This is a genomic window from Microbacterium sp. 1.5R (assembly GCF_001889265.1).
GTDB lineage: Bacteria > Actinomycetota > Actinomycetes > Actinomycetales > Microbacteriaceae > Microbacterium.
This window is the reverse complement of sequence record NZ_CP018151.1, coordinates 3,368,078-3,382,835: the sequence shown is the minus strand read 5'-3', so window position 1 is coordinate 3,382,835 and position 14,758 is coordinate 3,368,078. Positions and strand designations below refer to the sequence as shown.

15 protein-coding genes are annotated in these 14,758 nt (G+C 69.1%); 8 read left to right on the top strand and 7 right to left on the bottom strand.

From position 1 onward, the window contains the following. The first annotated feature begins 1 nt into the window (after position 1). The 3 genes from BMW26_RS16150 (at position 2) to BMW26_RS16140 (ending at position 4,096) form a co-directional block, all read left to right on the top strand. A complete protein-coding gene (locus tag BMW26_RS16150; protein ID WP_072592040.1) occupies positions 2–2,995 on the top strand; it encodes an alpha-mannosidase in 2,994 nt (997 codons plus the stop codon). 126 nt (positions 2,996–3,121) lie between these two features. Next, positions 3,122–3,616: a hypothetical protein gene (locus tag BMW26_RS16145; protein WP_072592039.1), complete on the top strand. Its 495-nt coding sequence runs from the start codon at positions 3,122–3,124 to the stop codon at positions 3,614–3,616. 69 nt (positions 3,617–3,685) lie between these two features. After that, the gene (locus tag BMW26_RS16140; RefSeq protein ID WP_072592038.1) at positions 3,686–4,096 is read left to right on the top strand and encodes an MmcQ/YjbR family DNA-binding protein; all 411 of its coding nucleotides are present in this window, start codon (positions 3,686–3,688) and stop codon (positions 4,094–4,096) included. A 22-nt stretch (positions 4,097–4,118) separates the two neighbouring features. Here the strand turns inward: BMW26_RS16140 and BMW26_RS16135 are convergent, their stop codons facing one another. Both BMW26_RS16135 and BMW26_RS16130 read right to left on the bottom strand, forming a co-directional pair. Beyond that, a complete protein-coding gene (locus tag BMW26_RS16135; protein ID WP_072592037.1) occupies positions 4,119–4,775 on the bottom strand; it encodes a hypothetical protein in 657 nt (218 codons plus the stop codon). Further along, positions 4,772–5,305, bottom strand: coding sequence for a MarR family winged helix-turn-helix transcriptional regulator (locus tag BMW26_RS16130; protein ID WP_072592036.1), 534 nt, complete (start codon positions 5,303–5,305; stop codon positions 4,772–4,774). The genes BMW26_RS16135 and BMW26_RS16130 overlap by 4 nt, the downstream gene beginning before the upstream one ends. A 164-nt stretch (positions 5,306–5,469) precedes the next feature. On the opposite strand from BMW26_RS16130, the gene BMW26_RS16125 reads away from it, so the two are divergent. Then, complete coding sequence (locus BMW26_RS16125) at positions 5,470–7,029, top strand: HNH endonuclease signature motif containing protein (RefSeq protein ID WP_072592035.1); 1,560 nt, start codon at positions 5,470–5,472, stop codon at positions 7,027–7,029. Positions 7,030–7,146: 117 nt separating this feature from the next. Here BMW26_RS16125 and BMW26_RS16120 read toward each other — a convergent pair whose 3' ends face one another. After that, positions 7,147–7,737: a hypothetical protein gene (locus tag BMW26_RS16120; protein WP_053098040.1), complete on the bottom strand. Its 591-nt coding sequence runs from the start codon at positions 7,735–7,737 to the stop codon at positions 7,147–7,149. Positions 7,738–7,858: 121 nt separating this feature from the next. Between BMW26_RS16120 and BMW26_RS16115 the strand changes: the two genes are divergently transcribed. Then, positions 7,859–9,085 (top strand): glycosyltransferase, encoded by a 1,227-nt coding sequence (locus BMW26_RS16115; RefSeq protein ID WP_053098039.1) that lies wholly within the window; start codon positions 7,859–7,861, stop codon positions 9,083–9,085. After that, on the top strand, positions 9,082–10,326 hold the full coding sequence (locus BMW26_RS16110) for a glycosyltransferase family 4 protein (RefSeq protein WP_332257635.1): 1,245 nt from the start codon (positions 9,082–9,084) through the stop codon (positions 10,324–10,326). The genes BMW26_RS16115 and BMW26_RS16110 overlap by 4 nt, the downstream gene beginning before the upstream one ends. On the opposite strand, the gene BMW26_RS16105 is transcribed toward BMW26_RS16110, so the two are convergent. Genes BMW26_RS16105 through BMW26_RS17825 form a run of 3 tightly spaced genes read right to left on the bottom strand, consistent with a single transcriptional unit; the run spans position 10,311 to position 11,603 of the window. After that, positions 10,311–10,820 (bottom strand): hypothetical protein, encoded by a 510-nt coding sequence (locus tag BMW26_RS16105; RefSeq protein ID WP_072592034.1) that lies wholly within the window; start codon positions 10,818–10,820, stop codon positions 10,311–10,313. The genes BMW26_RS16110 and BMW26_RS16105 overlap by 16 nt on opposite strands. Before the next feature lie 15 nt (positions 10,821–10,835). Next, positions 10,836–11,390, bottom strand: coding sequence for a hypothetical protein (locus BMW26_RS16100; RefSeq protein WP_150115127.1), 555 nt, complete (start codon positions 11,388–11,390; stop codon positions 10,836–10,838). 51 nt (positions 11,391–11,441) lie between these two features. Further along, the gene (locus BMW26_RS17825; RefSeq protein ID WP_171821952.1) at positions 11,442–11,603 is read right to left on the bottom strand and encodes a hypothetical protein; all 162 of its coding nucleotides are present in this window, start codon (positions 11,601–11,603) and stop codon (positions 11,442–11,444) included. 90 nt (positions 11,604–11,693) lie between these two features. Between BMW26_RS17825 and BMW26_RS16095 the strand changes: the two genes are divergently transcribed. After that, positions 11,694–12,668 carry a GlxA family transcriptional regulator gene (locus BMW26_RS16095; protein WP_171822003.1) on the top strand — a complete coding sequence of 325 codons (975 nt, stop codon included), beginning with the start codon at positions 11,694–11,696 and terminating at the stop codon, positions 12,666–12,668. A gap of 81 nt (positions 12,669–12,749) precedes the next feature. Here the strand turns inward: BMW26_RS16095 and BMW26_RS16090 are convergent, their stop codons facing one another. Further along, positions 12,750–13,451, bottom strand: a complete 702-nt coding sequence (locus tag BMW26_RS16090) for an NRDE family protein (RefSeq protein ID WP_072592033.1) — start codon at positions 13,449–13,451, stop codon at positions 12,750–12,752. Positions 13,452–13,519: 68 nt separating this feature from the next. Here BMW26_RS16090 and coaBC point away from each other — a divergent pair, with 68 nt between their 5' ends. Next, positions 13,520–14,734, top strand: a complete 1,215-nt coding sequence (gene coaBC, locus BMW26_RS16085; RefSeq protein ID WP_072592032.1) for a bifunctional phosphopantothenoylcysteine decarboxylase/phosphopantothenate--cysteine ligase CoaBC — start codon at positions 13,520–13,522, stop codon at positions 14,732–14,734. The last annotated feature ends 24 nt before the right edge of the window (positions 14,735–14,758 follow it).

Below are 14,758 nucleotides of genomic sequence, written 5' to 3'. Positions count from 1 at the left end.
CATGCATGACGACACCTCGCTCACCGTCGGCCGCGTCAAGAGGGTGCTCGACGAGCGCATCCGCCCGGCCGTCCACTCGGCCGCCGTCCCCCTCACCGTCGAGGTCAACCAGATCCCCGGAGAGCCGATCAGTCCCGCTGACGGGCTCGCACTGGACTTCGCCCCGGCATCCGTGCCGAGCATGTGGGGTCCTGCCTGGTCGACGACCTGGTTCAAGATCACCGGCGCAGTGCCCACCGACTGGGCGGGCCGTCGGGTCGAGGCCGTCATCGACCTCGGGTTCGACATCAACATGCCCGGCTTCCAGTGCGAGGCGCTCGTCTACCGGCCGGACGGAACGCCGGTGAAGAGCATCAACCCACGCAATCAGTGGCTGCCGATCACCGAGACCGCGCACGGCGACGAGCCGGTCGAGCTCTACCTCGAGGCGGCCGCCAACCCGGTTCTGCTCGACTACCACCCCTTCCTGCCGACGCAGGAGGGCGACATCCGCACGTCCTCCCGCGAACCGCTCTATCGCACCCGCCGCATCGACCTCGCCGTCTTCGAGCAGGAGGTGTTCGAGCTGTCCCTCGACCTCGAGGTCCTGTTCGAGCTCCAGGCCGAGCTGCCGGCGACCTCGCCGCGACGGATGCAGATCCTGCAGGCGATGGACGACGCCCTCGACGTGCTCGACCTGCAGCACATCGTCGAGACCGCTGCCGATGCCCGAGCTCGACTGGCGCCAGCGCTCGCGGCGCCCGCCGAGGCCAGCGCCCACCGCATCTCGGCGATCGGACATGCGCACATCGACTCGGCCTGGCTGTGGCCGGTGCGCGAGACGATCCGCAAGGTCGCCCGCACCACGTCGTCGATGGCGACGCTGATCGACGAGCAGCCCGACTTCCTCTACGGGATGTCGAGCGCGCAGCAGTACGCATGGCTCAAGGAGCACCGGCCCGAGGTCTACTCCCGGGTCAAGGCCGCGGTCGCGGACGGGCGATTCCTGCCGCTCGGCGGCATGTGGGTCGAATCCGACACCGTGATGCCGTCCGGCGAGTCGCTCGTGCGCCAGTTCTCGTTCGGTCAGCGGTTCTTCGAACGCGAGTTCGGCATCCGCTCGAAGGGCGTCTGGCTGCCGGACAGCTTCGGATACTCGCCCGCGCTGCCGCAGCTCATGCGCCGGGCCGGGTTCGAGTGGTTCTTCACGCAGAAGATCTCGTGGAATCAGCAGAACGTGTTCCCGCACCACAGCTTCCTCTGGGAGGGCATCGACGGCTCGCAGGTGTTCACGCACTTCCCGTCGATGGACACGTACAACTCGCAGCTGAGCGGCATGGAAGTCGCCAAGGCATCTCGTCAGTTCAAGGAGAACCGCGTGACGTCGCGGTCGATCGCACCGGTGGGCTGGGGCGACGGGGGCGGTGGCACCACGCGCGAGATGACCGGCAAGGCGAAGCGCCTCGAGAACCTCGAAGGCAGCGCGCGGGTCGTCTGGGAGCACCCGGACACCTTCTTCGAGGCGGCCAGGGCCGAGCTGCCGAACCCGGCCGTATGGGTCGGCGAGCTCTATCTCGAACTCCACCGCGGAACGCTCACCAGCCAGCACGCCACCAAGGCGCTGCACCGGTGGTGCGAGCACGCACTCGTCGAGGCGGAGCTGTGGGCGGCGACGGATGCCGTGCGCACCGGCGCCGCATATCCCCAGGCCGAATTCGACCGCCTGTGGGAGACGGTGCTGCTGCACGAGTTCCACGACATCCTGCCCGGCACCTCGATCGCCTGGGTGCATCGTGAGGCCGTCGAGGTCCTCTCGCGCGTGCTCGCCGATGCGCAGGCGCTCGCCGACGCCGCGCGCCGCTCCCTCGCCGGAGAAGGCGAGCGCGAGCTGCGGTTCGTGCCGACCTCGGTCGGCGGCGGTCGTGCCCTCGGCGCCGGCTTCGTCGAGGCGCCGGCCCCGGCGTCCGTCCTGCTCGCAGGAGAAGACGGCGGCTGGCGACTCGAGAACGAGCTGGTCTCCGTGTTGATCTCCGCCGAGGGACTCATCGTCTCGGCGGTGGACAAGGCGTCGGGCCGAGAGGCGGTGGCCGAGGGGCGGGCGGCGAACCTGTTCCAGCTGCACCAGGACTTCCCGAACATGTGGGACGCCTGGGACATCGATCGCTACTACCGCAATAGCGTCGACGACCTCACCGCGGTCGCATCGATCTCGGCATCCGTCGTCGACGGGGTCGCGACCGTCATCGTGACCCGGGCGTTCTCGGAGTCGACGATCGAGCAGACCATCACGCTCGCCCCGGGCGAGCGCACCGTGCTGTTGCGCAACGACGTGGACTGGCACGAGACCGAGAAGCTGCTCAAGCTCGCCTTCCCTCTCGACATCCAGGCCACGCACACCGAGGCCGAGACGCAGTTCGGCTACCAGTCGCGGGTGACGCACACGAACACCAGCTGGGAGGCTGCGAAGTTCGAGACCTCGATGCACCGCTTCGTGCTGGTGCGCGAGCAGGACTTCGGCGTAGCGCTCGTGAACGACTCGATCTACGGGTACGACACCTCGCGCGAGGTCTCGGACGACGCGGTCGCGACCACCGTGCGGCTCTCGCTGCTGCGCGCACCGCGGTTCCCCGATCCCGACACCGATCACGGGCACCACGAGATAACGATCGGCTTCGTGATCGGAGCCGATGCGGCGATCGCGACGACCGAGGGCATCCGACTCAACACCGCGCCCACGGTCGTGCACGGCGAGCACGAGGTCGCGCCTCTCGTGTCCGTCGACGGCGACGGCATCGTGGTGTCGGGCGTGAAGCTCGCGGACGATGGCTCCGGTGACGTCATCGTCCGGCTCTACGAGGCGCTCGGTCGCCGCGCCGTCGGTTCGCTGGTCGCCGACTTCGAGCACAGGGAGATCCGTGAGGTCTCGCTGATCGAGGATGCGATCGACGACCCGCGCGTCGGCGGAGAGCTGCGCCTGCGGCCGTTCGAGGTGCGGACGCTGCGCATCGTGCGCTGAGGCAGTCGGGAGGATGTTCCTTCGACCGGCGTCCTCCGCGGAAGAACCCATGGCGGGCGGGGATCCCCGAGCGGATACTCGGTTACACGAGTGGCCGATGGGGAGCCCCGACCGAAGGAGTACGACATGGATCAGTACCTGTGGGTTCTGAAGGACAAGGAGCGCGACCTCATCCGCGAGCTCGAGCCTGAGCGACTGGCGGAACTCGACGAGGACGGCCTGCTCGCCCTGCACAAACGGGTCAGGCGGGCCCGCAACAAGCACACGACGAACTATCGGCGCGGTGCGGCGGAGCGCGTCGAGCAGGCGGGCGGTCGAGGTGCCGCAGCCGCCGGGTCGGACAAGGCCCGCGGCCGGGCCTATGTGTTCGAGGAGGCGCTCTCGATCGTCAGCGCAGAACTCGCTCGCGTGGCTCATGAGCAGGCAGAGGAGCTCAAGGATGAGAGGCTGGCCCGCGCCCGTGAGGGCAGATGGAGTGGACCGGGCTCCGAGGCGCCCTTCGATGAGGGCGCAGGAGCGGGGCGGATGCGGGAGCACCAGCAGACCACCGGTGGTGTGAAACGAGACGCCTCGAGTCGCGCCCAGGGTGCGCGTCGACAGGCGAAGCGCGACTCGCGTTGAACGCCACCGAGGGGCGGCGAGCGGATGCCGGCCATTGTGGCGGCCGCCTCACGGGAGGACGATGGGCGGATGGCGACCGTCGATGATGTCCGTGAGATCGCTCTCGCGCTCCCCGGTGTGACCGAGCGTGTGGGCGGACACACCGGCGAGCCCTCCTGGCGCCTGGCGAGCGGTCAGATCGCCTGGGTGCGTGGGCCGAGCAAGGTCGATCTGCGGCAGCTCGCCGACCTCGGGCTCGAATGGCCGGAGGGGCCCGTGCTGGGCGTGCGAGTCGGCAGCCTCGATGAGAAGGCGGCATTGCTCGCCGCAGAGCCCGAAGGGCTGTTCTCCATTCCGCACTTCGACGGGTACCCCGGTGTGCTGGTGCAGCTCGATGCGGTCGAGCGCGACCGGCTGGCGGAGATCATCGCGGACGCCTGGCTGGTGCGGGCTCCGGTACTCGTCGCGAAGCAGTGGCTCGCGGACCGCGGGTTGGACTGACCGCGCCGCGATCAGGCCGCGTTCAGGCCGCGACGAGGAACGGGCGGGCGGCGTCGAGGAACGCGCGCGGGTCGTCGGCCCACAGGCGGATGCGGTCGACCTGATGAGTCCCGCCCTTCGGCGCGAGGCCCGGGAGCCGGATCGCGACGGGGCGTTCGAGTTCGATCTCGATGTTGGTCTCGTCCTGCATCCGCTCGGCGTACTCCGAACCGATGACCCGCGGCTGCTTGGGCTCATCGACGCGACGACTGATCGCGATCGACGCGATGTCGGCCCAGCCGATCGGCACGTCCAGCTCGAGTCCGCTGCGCACCCGGACGCCGTCTGGCCCCACGGCATGCGGGCGCATGAGCATCGCGCACAGCAGACCGACCATCCAGGTGACGCCCCAGATCCCGAGCACCAGCAGAGTGATCCGCACGACGGGCCACTGATGCACGATCAGGTCGAGGATCGGGATCTCGACAGCGGAGAGGCCGATGAAGATGAACAGCACGGTGAGCACGGGACGGTGATAGCTGATCCCCGTGCCGCCCTCCGGGACTGCGGGACGACGGGCGATGGCACGCGCGATGCTCGAGTAGACGCGAAGCTCGGCCACCCATGCGCGATGGAGGAAGTTGAGGATGCGCGCGATCGGGGTCGGGCTCGGAGCGGTCGTCTGCAGATGCTCGGTCATGGCGTGCCCTCCGGTGTCGGTGTCGGTGTCGGTGTCGGTGTCGGTGCCGGCACCGGTGTGGGTGCGGGTGCGGGTGCGGGTGCGGGGGCGTGCGCGCTCGCCGCGGAGGTGACGAGGTTCTCGAGATGCGCGGCGACGGCTGTCAGGCCACGCTCGACCGCGGCGCGGTCGTCGGGGGCGATCGCGTTCAGCAGCGTCTCATTGAGCTGCGCGTGCTCCTCCTGCATCTGCGACATGGTCTCGAGGGCGGTCGAGGTGAGCTCGACCAGCACGGCGCGGCGGTCGGAGGGATGGGGGGTGCGACGGACGTGACCTGAGCCCTCGAGTGCGTCCACGAGAGCGGTGATGTTGCGAGGTGTCACCCCGCAGAGGGTGGCGAGGGTCTGCTGCGTCGACGGACCGGTGTGCTGCAGGACCCACAGGAGGTGCACACGGGTCGGTGTGAGATCCGTGCCGGCGAACGCGCGGGCCATGTCCTTCTGGAACAGGTCGGCGATCTGAAGGAGGCGGTCGACGAAGAGGGGTTCCATGTGGTTACCCTATTACATTGTTACCTCTGTTCACAATAGGCGTCGCCTGATGGCGTGCACCCTGCGCTGTGCCATTCCGGGAGATTGGAATACGGATCTGATCTGGGGTAATTCTTGGTGATTTCGGGTCTCGAATGTCGGTGGCCCCGGGTTGACTAGGGGGTATGAACAGCACTGCGGAGCTTCTGGATCGGGTCATCGCCGACCTCGACACGGTGCTGTCCGATGACGCGCTAGCGGGGTTGTCCGATGCGGATCGGATGACTGTTCTGCAGGGTGCGGGTGCTGTCTTCCGCCGCGCGGAGGCCGTGATTGTCGAGACGATCGCGACGGGCGACGCCGCCGACTTTCCGCATTCGGCGGGGTGCCGTGGCCTGAATGAGCTGTTGCAGCGGACGGTGTCGGTGGATGTGCGGGGCGCGTCCCGGGTCGACAGGGTCGTCGATCTGGTGCGGAGACCGGTGAGTCTGGCGGGGGAGAGGATGCCGGCACGGTGGTCGGAGATGCGTCTCGCCTTGCTGGACGGGGTGGTCGGCGTCGCCGGGTTTCTCGCGGCGACGGGGCCGATCGAGAAGGTGTGGGATCGGCTGACGGTGGATCAGCGGTTGGCGGCGGATGTCGCGTTGGCGGGGTGTGCTCGCGGCCACGGCGTCGTGGTCGACGCTGATGATGACGGCCCGGAGACTGATGAGCCGGGTCCGGCGCCGACCCCGCAGGACTTGAAAGCCCTCGCCGAGGATCTCGCGTCGATGTTCGACCCCGATGGGGAAGAACCCAAGGATGAAGACTCCCGTCGACGCCGGGGCATCACGATCGGTCGTCTCACGCACGGCGTGCACGCGATCCGCGGGTATCTGACCCCGGACGTCGCGGCGCAGTTGCAGCTGATCCTGGACGCGATCCTCAACCCCAAAGGTGACGGCCCGCCCATGCCCGGAGTGCACTTCGCCCCGAGCGAGGGCGCCGATGCGGATGCGGATGCGGATGCGGATGCGGATGCTGGTGCGGATACTGACGCCGGCCCGGACGTAGAGGACGGTGACCCGTTCAACTCGGATCCGCGGTGTGTGCTCGATGACCGCTCCGCGTCGCAGAAGCGTCACGACGCTCTCGCGATGGTGTTCGGGATCGCCGCCCGGCACACGGACATGCCCACCCTCGGCGGTTCCGCGCCGGTCCTCGTCGTGAACGTCGACGCGAAGGATCTCGTGGGCGGAATGGGCGGAATGGGCGGAAAGGGCGGAATGGGCGGAGCGGGCGGAAACGGTGGGTGGGCGACGGTCGCCGGATCCGGTGCCCACGTCCCGGTCTCCGTCGCCGCGCACGTCGGATGCGCGGGGACGATTCAACGGGTGCTGGTCGATGAGGGCAGGATCATCGGGATCACGACCACCGACCGGATCTTCACCGTGCACCAACGCCGGGCGATCATCGCCCGAGACAAAGAATGCCTCATCCCCGGGTGCCACGTTCCCGCGTCGTGGTGCGAGATCCACCATGTCGTCGAGCATGCCAGGGGTGGTCCGACTCACACCGACAACGGGGTCCCGTTGTGCTGGTGGCACCACCGATCCCTCGGGACCTCGGGGTGGGAGATCCGGATGCAGGCGGGGCTCCCGCAGGTGCGGGGACCGGGATGGTGGGATCCCGACGAACGATGGCGCACACCGAGGCTCAGCGTGGCGCGGAGCGTGCACGTTCGAGCTGCCCCTATGCGGGTCTGACCTGACGGCGTTGACCGGAGAAGAACAGCCGAATATGGCACCTTCGCCCGCATCCACGACCCGGGAAGGTCCCGCGATCGAACTCTGGCAACCGCCGCTCGGGCGGGAGAATCGAGCTCAGGCGGGTCCGAGGCGGAGCACCTCGGGAGATTCGCCGCCCGTGACCTCATCGGCGACCCGGATGCTGCGCGCGAGGTCATCGAGCGCACCGTCGAGCGTGCCGAAGCGTTCGCGGTCGCTGCACATCGCGGTCAACGTCACCAGGTGCGTGCCGGTGTCCCAGGTGTAGGTGACGAACGGCGGAGATGCAGGGGACGGCGGCATCGCCACGACGAGCTTCTCTCCCGTGCCCAGCCAGCGGCTCGAGAAGGACTGGGTGTCGTCGTAGTCCATCGGCATCGAGGCGCGGGCGATCCGGACTTCGGGAGTCAGCGCCTGCGCGGTCGCCATTGCCACGACCAGCTCAGGGTCCGCTTTCCAGGTCCAGACGAGCACGCGCCCGTCCGCCCGGCGCATCAGCATCGGCGCCGCCTGGCTCATCGCCCAGGCGCCGAGCCGCGAACCCGGACGCTGCGTGGCGCCGATCGCCGAGTTCACCTGCCCCAACAGCATCCGGATCGCCGCCTTGCGGTGCCGGCGCCCCCTCCATCCGAGCGAATCCGTCACGGGGATCCACAGTTGCGGGTCGGCGTCGGCAGTCAGTCGCATGCCTCCACGGTAGGGGGTGAGGCTGAGGGATGCCGGTATGCCTCAGCAGCTCGAACAAGCCCCTCGGGTAGAGTGGCGAGCGCCCGATCGGGCTCCCCTGGCCGCCGTACCGTAAGGCAGAATGTCCTCCTCTACCTCCGATCCGACGAGTGCTTCCGACGTCGCTCCCCACACGGGACCCCGTCCGCTGCGCATCCTGATCGGATGCGACACCTTCGCGCCCGACATCAACGGCGCCGCGCGCTTCGCCGAGCGCCTCGCCGCCGGTCTTGTGCAGCGCGGCCATGACGTGCATGTCGTCGCCCCGAACCTGGTCTACCGCCGCACGCCCGCGCGGACGGAGGTCATCGAGGGCGAGCCGATGACTCTTCACCGACTGCCCTCGGTGCGCTGGGCTCCGCATGACTGGCTGCGCTTCGTCTGGCCGTGGCGTGTGAAGCACTACGCCCGCAAGATCATCGACGATGTGCAGCCCGACGTCGTGCACATCCAGTCGCACATCGTGATCGGTCGCGGCCTCTCGCGAATCGCCCACGAGCGGGGCATCCCGGTGATCGCGACGAACCATGTGATGGCCGAGAACATCCTCGACCACACCACGATGCCGAAGTTCATCGACGATCTCGTGCTGCGGTGGGCGTGGGGAGACGCGAAGCGCACCTTCGCACTGACCCGCGCGATCACGACGCCGACGCGTCGAGCAGCCGACTTCCTCGAGCGCACCGTCGCCGTCGAGAACGTCATCCCCGTCAGCTGCGGCATCGACCGCACCCAGTACACGCCGGTCGTCGCGCCCCGTGACGCGAATCGCATCATCTTCGTCGGCCGACTTACCGCCGAGAAGCAGGTCGAGGTCATCCTGCAGGCGATGACGAAGCTCGACCCCGCACTGCACGCCACGTTCGACATCGTCGGCGGCGGGGACCAGCGCAAGCAGCTCGAGAATCTCTCGCACCAGCTCGGCCTCGCCGACCGCGTGACGTTCCACGGACGCACCAGCGATGAGGAACTGCGGGCGCTGCTCTCGCGTGCCTCGGTCTTCACGATCGCCTCGATCGCCGAGCTGCAGTCGATCGCGACGATGGAAGCCATGGCCTCCGCGCTCCCGATCGTCGCAGCGGATGCCGTCGCACTGCCGCACCTCGTGCACGACGGCGAGAACGGCTACCTGTTCGAACCGGGCAATGCCGATGCCCTGGCTGCGCGGCTCACCGATGTGCTGACCGCGTCACCCGGGGAGTACGCCCGCATGCAGCAGGCATCTCTCGACGGCGTCGCGATCCACGACATCAACCGCACGCTCGACACCTTCGAGGCGCTGTACCGCGACGAGCCCCTGCCCGAGTGACGGCACCCGCCATGCACATCGTCTTCTTCGGCGATCAGCACCTCGACTCGCTCGGCGGGGCGCAGGTGTCGATGCGGCTGCAGCGCGAGTTCCTCGAGCGCGCGGGCCACACCGTGACCGTCGTGGCACCGAAGATGCACGGATCGCGGGCTGCACGCGGCACCGATCCCTCGAACCTCGACCTGCCGTCGGTGCCGATCACCGTCGACCGCGAGTATTCGATGAGCTGGCCCGGACGCCGCACGGATCGCTTCCTCGATCGGGCGCTGACGCATCGACCGCCCGTGGATCTCGTGCATGTCCAGGCGGACTTCTGGGGTGCGTTCATCGGGCACCGATATGCGGCTCGACACGACATTCCCGTCGTGCACACCATGCACAACCGCGTGGACGTGGGGATCGCCGCGGTCACCCCGCTGCATGGACCGGTGCTCTCTGCGTTGAACATCTGGCGGCGCCGGGCGCTCGCGGGGGTGGTGCCGACGATCGGCGGCAGTGACGGCTGGGCGTTCCTGCGTGGAATCGCCGGCGGCGCGTCAGCGGTGACAGCACCGTCGACCCACTTCGCCCGACGCCTCGAAGAGCATGGGGTATTCAGTCCGGTCGATGTGGTGTGGAACGGCATCGACGACGACATCCGCGACGCGACCCTCGCCGCCGCGCCCGGCGAGCGTGAACCGGGGCGCCCCCGTTTCGTCTGGCTCGGGCGCATGAGCCCCGAGAAGCGACTGCTCCCCTTCCTCGAGGCCTTCGTCGAATCGGGAGTCGATGCCGATCTCGAGATCATCGGCGGAGGCGCCCAGCGAGCCGCGGCCGAGAAGATCGTCGAGGACCTGCCGACGGTCCGATTCGCCGGCAAGCTCAGTTATCCCGACACGCTGGCGCGAATCGCCGCCGCTGACGCGCTCGTGCAGACCTCGATCGGCTTCGAGACGCAGGGGATGACGCCGTTCGAGGCGGCGACGCTCGGCACGCCGTCTGTGATCAGCGACCCCGACATCGCCGCAGAACTGGGTGGCGGTCTCTGGGCTGTCCCGGGTGCGTCAGGCACCGAGGACCAGCGACGGGCGGGTCTCGTCGAGACGCTGCGCCGCGCGGCATCCGACATCGCTGCCGGCACCGCACCTCTGCCCATGCGCGAAGTCTCGGAGTCGTTCCGTCAGTCGTCGCGCACCGCCGCGATGATCGAGGTCTACGACCGCGTGCTCGCGGCCGAGTCTCGCACTCAGAACCCGAAGTAGTAGAACAGGTTCGACACCCACGAGACGAGGGTGCCGACGACGGCGCTGCCGCCCACGCCGATCGCGATCGCCGCGAGCAGGTGAGGTGCCGGGCGCCGAAGCGCGATGAGCCCCAGCACCAGACCGGCACCCGCGCCGGCCAGCACGATGAGATTCACGAGGTTCGACAGCAGATCGACGAACTGGTAGCCGACGCTCATGTACATGAACGGGGTGACGATCTGGAAGAAGAGCCCCACGGCCGCGGCACTCACCGCCACGATCAACGCGGTGCGACCGAGGCTCCCGGGCCGCGGTGCTGTCGGCCCTGATGCGTACGGCGGCGTCGCGACTCCGTAGGGCTGGGCGGGCTGTCCGTAGGGCTGGCCGGGTTGCGCGTACGGCTGGCCGGGTTGCGCATAGGGCTGGCCGGGTTGCGCGTGCGGCTGGCCTGGCTGCGTATACGGCTGGCCCGAATCCTGGGGGGCGTCTGGGTTCTGCTGCTGGTCGCTCATCGATTCTCCGGACGGTCAGAAGGGAAGCGCGTAGAAGAGATTCGACACCCACGAGATGACGATTCCGACGAGCTGCGATGCGGTGACGCCGATCGCGATGCCGGCGAGGATCTTCGGCCCCGGTCGTCGCACCGACATCAGGCCGAGGATGAGTCCGACGACGGCGACGACCAGCACGAGTCCGTTGCCGATCGCCGAGAACGCGCCGATCGCGAAGGGGTCGCCCGTCATCCGGAACATCAGAGGGTACGACAGCGTGACGACAAGCCCGATCGCGAGCGAGACCAGAGCGAGGAGGAAGGCGGTGCGCCCGAGGCCGGCTCCGGGCTGGGCCGGACGCTGCTCGCCCGGGTACGGCTGTCCGGCATATGTTTGTCCGGCATAGGGCTGTCCGGCATGCTGCTGTCCGGGGTAGGGCTGTCCGGCGTGCGGCTGGCCGTCGTGCGGCGCGTGCTGCGGTTGCGTCGGCTGTGGTGCCGGCTGCGGTACCGGCTGCGCCGGATAGTGCGAGCCCGCGTAGTCCGGGGGAGTTCCGTGTGGCTGCGCGGGAGGCTGCTGGGGCTCGCTCATGCACACGAGCGTAGCCGCGCATGCCGGCGCGCAGGGAGATTCCGCTCCGGTTCAGCGATAGACGCGCCCGGTCTCCGCTCGGTCGAGCGCGTCTCGATCGGCGACGCGGGACCAGTCAGTGGGAACGCGTCGGTATCCGTCGCGGCGGAGTTCGATGACCGTGGACACGAGAGCCCACACGGCGAGGGCTATGAGTGCGATGATGAGGAACATGGCAGAAACGCTACGATCACTGTTGATCTGCCACGAGTGGCAGAATAGACTCTGCACGTAGGAAAACTGCCAAACCGGGAGAGCGCCATGATGAAGACCGTCGCCTGCGTCGTCCAAGACGGATTCGCGCCGTTCGAGTTCGGCCTCGCCTGCGAGGCGTTCGGACTGGACCGGTCGAACGACGGGGTCCCGAACTTCGACTTCCGGGTCGTCGCTCCGCACCCCGGTGTCGTGCAGTCGAAGCTCGGCTTCTCGATCAACGTCGAGCACGACCTGTCGTTCGCCTACGAAGCGGACCTCGTCATCCTGTGTCCGGTTCCCCGGGAGTACTGGACGCAGATCGACCCGCTGCTCCTCGAGGTCGCCCGCGACGCGGTCGCGCGCGGCGCCTGGGTGCTGACGATCTGCAGCGGATCCTTCATCCTCGGCGCCGCCGGAGTGCTCGACGGGCGTCGGGCGACCACGCACTGGATGTACTCCGACGTGATGGCCGAGATGTATCCCGAGATCGACATCGACCCCGACGTGCTCTTCGTGCAGGACGACCGCATCATCACGAGCGCAGGCACGGCGGCGGGCATCGACGCCTGCCTGCACCTGCTGCGGATCGAACTCGGGGCAGAGCTCACCAACCGCATCGCCCGTCGCATGGTCGTGCCGCCGCAGCGCGACGGAGGCCAGGCGCAGTTCATCGACCGTCCGATCCCCGTCGCGCAGAACGATTCGCTCGCCGCCGTCGCGGACTGGGCCGTCGCGCACCTCCGCGACGACCTCGGCGTCGACCAGCTCGCGGCCCGCGCGCTCATGTCTCCCCGCACGTTCGCCCGACGGTTCAAGGCGGAGTACGGCGCGACTCCGGCGGCCTGGCTGGCGCGGCAGCGTGTGCTGCACGCCCAGCGGATGCTCGAGCGCAGCGATCTGTCGCTCGAGCAGATCGCCGACGAGTGCGGCTTCGGGTCGGCGGCCGTGCTGCGGCAGAACTTCTCGCGGGTGCTCGGCACCACCCCGACGGCCTACCGTGCGCGCTTCTCGTGCGCCGACGACGGCGAGTCGTCTGCGGCCTGAGCGCGGCACCGCGCGACGCACGCTGCGCTCAGCGGCGCACGCTGCTCAGCGCCGCACGCTGCGCTCAGCGACGCACGCTGCTCAGTGGTCCCAGTGGCCGGGGCTGGGAAGCGCGCGATAGTCGACGTCGACGCTGTCGGGGGTGACCGCGGCGGTGCAGTACAGCAGCGACTGGGTCGGGTATCCGTGCGGACGGTTGTCGCGGATGATCGCCCGATCGTCCTCCGGGTCCAACCGCGCCGACGAGGCGAGCAGGGTCGTCCACTCGCCGGTCCAGTCGCCGCTGTCGGCCGCGGGCCCGAGCGCCCGGAACTCCGGCAGCCACGCCGCGATCCGGGGAGTGCCGAGGTCGTCGAGGTCGTCGTGCGCGATCATGTGGATGCCGTCGCCGAGCGGTGTCTCGCGCAGCTCCGCGCCGTCCCAGCTCAGCACGCGCGCTCCCTCCGGCCGAACCTCGAGCAGGTTGAAGCCGTGCATGGGAAGCGGAGCCACCGGGGACCGCCCCATGACCGATTCGAGGGCGAGCGAACCGCGAGAGACGGCGACGTCTGCCGCGAGATCCACGACGTCGGCGCGGTTCAGCAGCACTGCGAGTCGTCTCTCCGCCGCATTCACTGCGAGCCACGCGCCACCGGCACGCCGGTCGCGGATGCCCGAGACCCCGGGGTAGGCGTCCGGCCACCATTCGCCGAGGGCATCCCACTCCCGTTGCGGGTCTTCATCGCGCACTGCGAGCAGTCGCGCGGTCTCGGATCCGGCCACATCGATCACCACGGTGCACACGAGATCCAGTCTAGAAGCGCGTCGCAGTCCCGGGCCCGCGACGTCGGATGCTGGGGCAGAATCGAACCGTGAACATCGTCGTCGGGGTTACGGGTGGCATCGCCGCATACAAGACAGTGCACCTGGTGCGTCTGCTGACCAAGGCCGGACACGAGGTGACCGTCGTTCCGACCGAGGACGCCCTGCGATTCGTCGGCACCCCGACGTGGGAGGCTCTGAGCCGGCATCCGGTCACGACGAGCGTGCATGACGACGTCGCGCGGGTGCGTCATGTCGCACTGGGCCAGAACGCCGACCTGGTGATCGTCGCCCCCGCGACGGCGAACTCGATCGCGAAGATCACCGCGGGCATCGCGGATGATCTGCTCGGCACCACGCTGCTCGCGACCGAGGCTCCGGTGCTGCTCGCGCCGGCCATGCACGCCGAGATGTGGCGCAACGCCGCCACGCAGGCGAACATCGCGACCCTGAGGTCGCGCGGAGTGCACCTGGTCGGCCCGTCCGACGGCGAGCTCGCCGGCGGCGACAGCGGGCCCGGCCGCATGTCGGAGCCGGAGCAGATCTTCGAGGCGGCCCTCGCGCTCCTCGCGCCGCGTGACCTCGGCGGGCTGGCGGTGGTCGTGTCCGCGGGCGGCACCAGGGAGCCGATCGATCCCGTGCGCTTCCTCGGCAACCGGTCGAGCGGCCGACAGGGCATCGCGCTCGCGGTGGACGCCGCAGCCCGCGGCGCGAACGTCACGCTGGTCGCCGCCAACATCTCAGCCGATGTGCTGGCCGATGCCCGGCATCCGTCCGTCAGGGTCGTCCCGGTCGGGACCGCGGCCGAGCTCGCCGACGCGATGAAGGATGCCGCCGGGGCTGCCGACATCGTCATCATGGCCGCCGCCGTCGCCGACTACCGCCCCGCGACGGTGTCGGAGCACAAGCTCACGAAGGAGCAGGGCGTTCTCACGCACCTCGACCTGGTCGAGAACGAGGACGTGGTCGCCGCGCTCGCGGCATCCCGCGCCGACGGCCGTGCGCCGCAGGGGCAGACCATCGTCGCCTTCGCGGCCGAGACCTCGGAGGACGCGGACGAACGTCGCGAGCGCGCTCGCCGCAAGCGCGAGCGCAAGGGCGTCGACCTGCTCGCGGTGAACCTCGCGAACGCCGATCACGGCTTCGAGAAGCGCGACAACGCGGTCGAGATCGTCGGGGCGGGAGGTGAGGTCGTGGCATCCGCCGCCGGATCGAAGCGCGAGGTCGCCCGCGTGATCCTGGATGCCGCGCGCAGAATGCGCTAAACTTGAGTCACATCCACTCAACTT

What these genes read in the sequence shown, in the direction of transcription:
- BMW26_RS16150 (WP_072592040.1), top strand. Translation starts at nt 2, where the DNA reads ATGCATGACGACACCTCGCTCACCGTCGGCCGCGTCAAGAGGGTGCTC.
- BMW26_RS16145 (WP_072592039.1), top strand. Translation starts at nt 3,122, where the DNA reads ATGGATCAGTACCTGTGGGTTCTGAAGGACAAGGAGCGCGACCTCATC.
- BMW26_RS16140 (WP_072592038.1), top strand. Translation starts at nt 3,686, where the DNA reads ATGGCGACCGTCGATGATGTCCGTGAGATCGCTCTCGCGCTCCCCGGT.
- BMW26_RS16135 (WP_072592037.1), bottom strand. Translation starts at nt 4,775, where the DNA reads ATGACCGAGCATCTGCAGACGACCGCTCCGAGCCCGACCCCGATCGCG.
- BMW26_RS16130 (WP_072592036.1), bottom strand. Translation starts at nt 5,305, where the DNA reads ATGGAACCCCTCTTCGTCGACCGCCTCCTTCAGATCGCCGACCTGTTC.
- BMW26_RS16125 (WP_072592035.1), top strand. Translation starts at nt 5,470, where the DNA reads ATGAACAGCACTGCGGAGCTTCTGGATCGGGTCATCGCCGACCTCGAC.
- BMW26_RS16120 (WP_053098040.1), bottom strand. Translation starts at nt 7,737, where the DNA reads ATGCGACTGACTGCCGACGCCGACCCGCAACTGTGGATCCCCGTGACG.
- BMW26_RS16115 (WP_053098039.1), top strand. Translation starts at nt 7,859, where the DNA reads ATGTCCTCCTCTACCTCCGATCCGACGAGTGCTTCCGACGTCGCTCCC.
- BMW26_RS16105 (WP_072592034.1), bottom strand. Translation starts at nt 10,820, where the DNA reads ATGAGCGACCAGCAGCAGAACCCAGACGCCCCCCAGGATTCGGGCCAG.
- BMW26_RS16100 (WP_150115127.1), bottom strand. Translation starts at nt 11,390, where the DNA reads ATGAGCGAGCCCCAGCAGCCTCCCGCGCAGCCACACGGAACTCCCCCG.
- BMW26_RS17825 (WP_171821952.1), bottom strand. Translation starts at nt 11,603, where the DNA reads ATGTTCCTCATCATCGCACTCATAGCCCTCGCCGTGTGGGCTCTCGTG.
- BMW26_RS16095 (WP_171822003.1), top strand. Translation starts at nt 11,694, where the DNA reads ATGAAGACCGTCGCCTGCGTCGTCCAAGACGGATTCGCGCCGTTCGAG.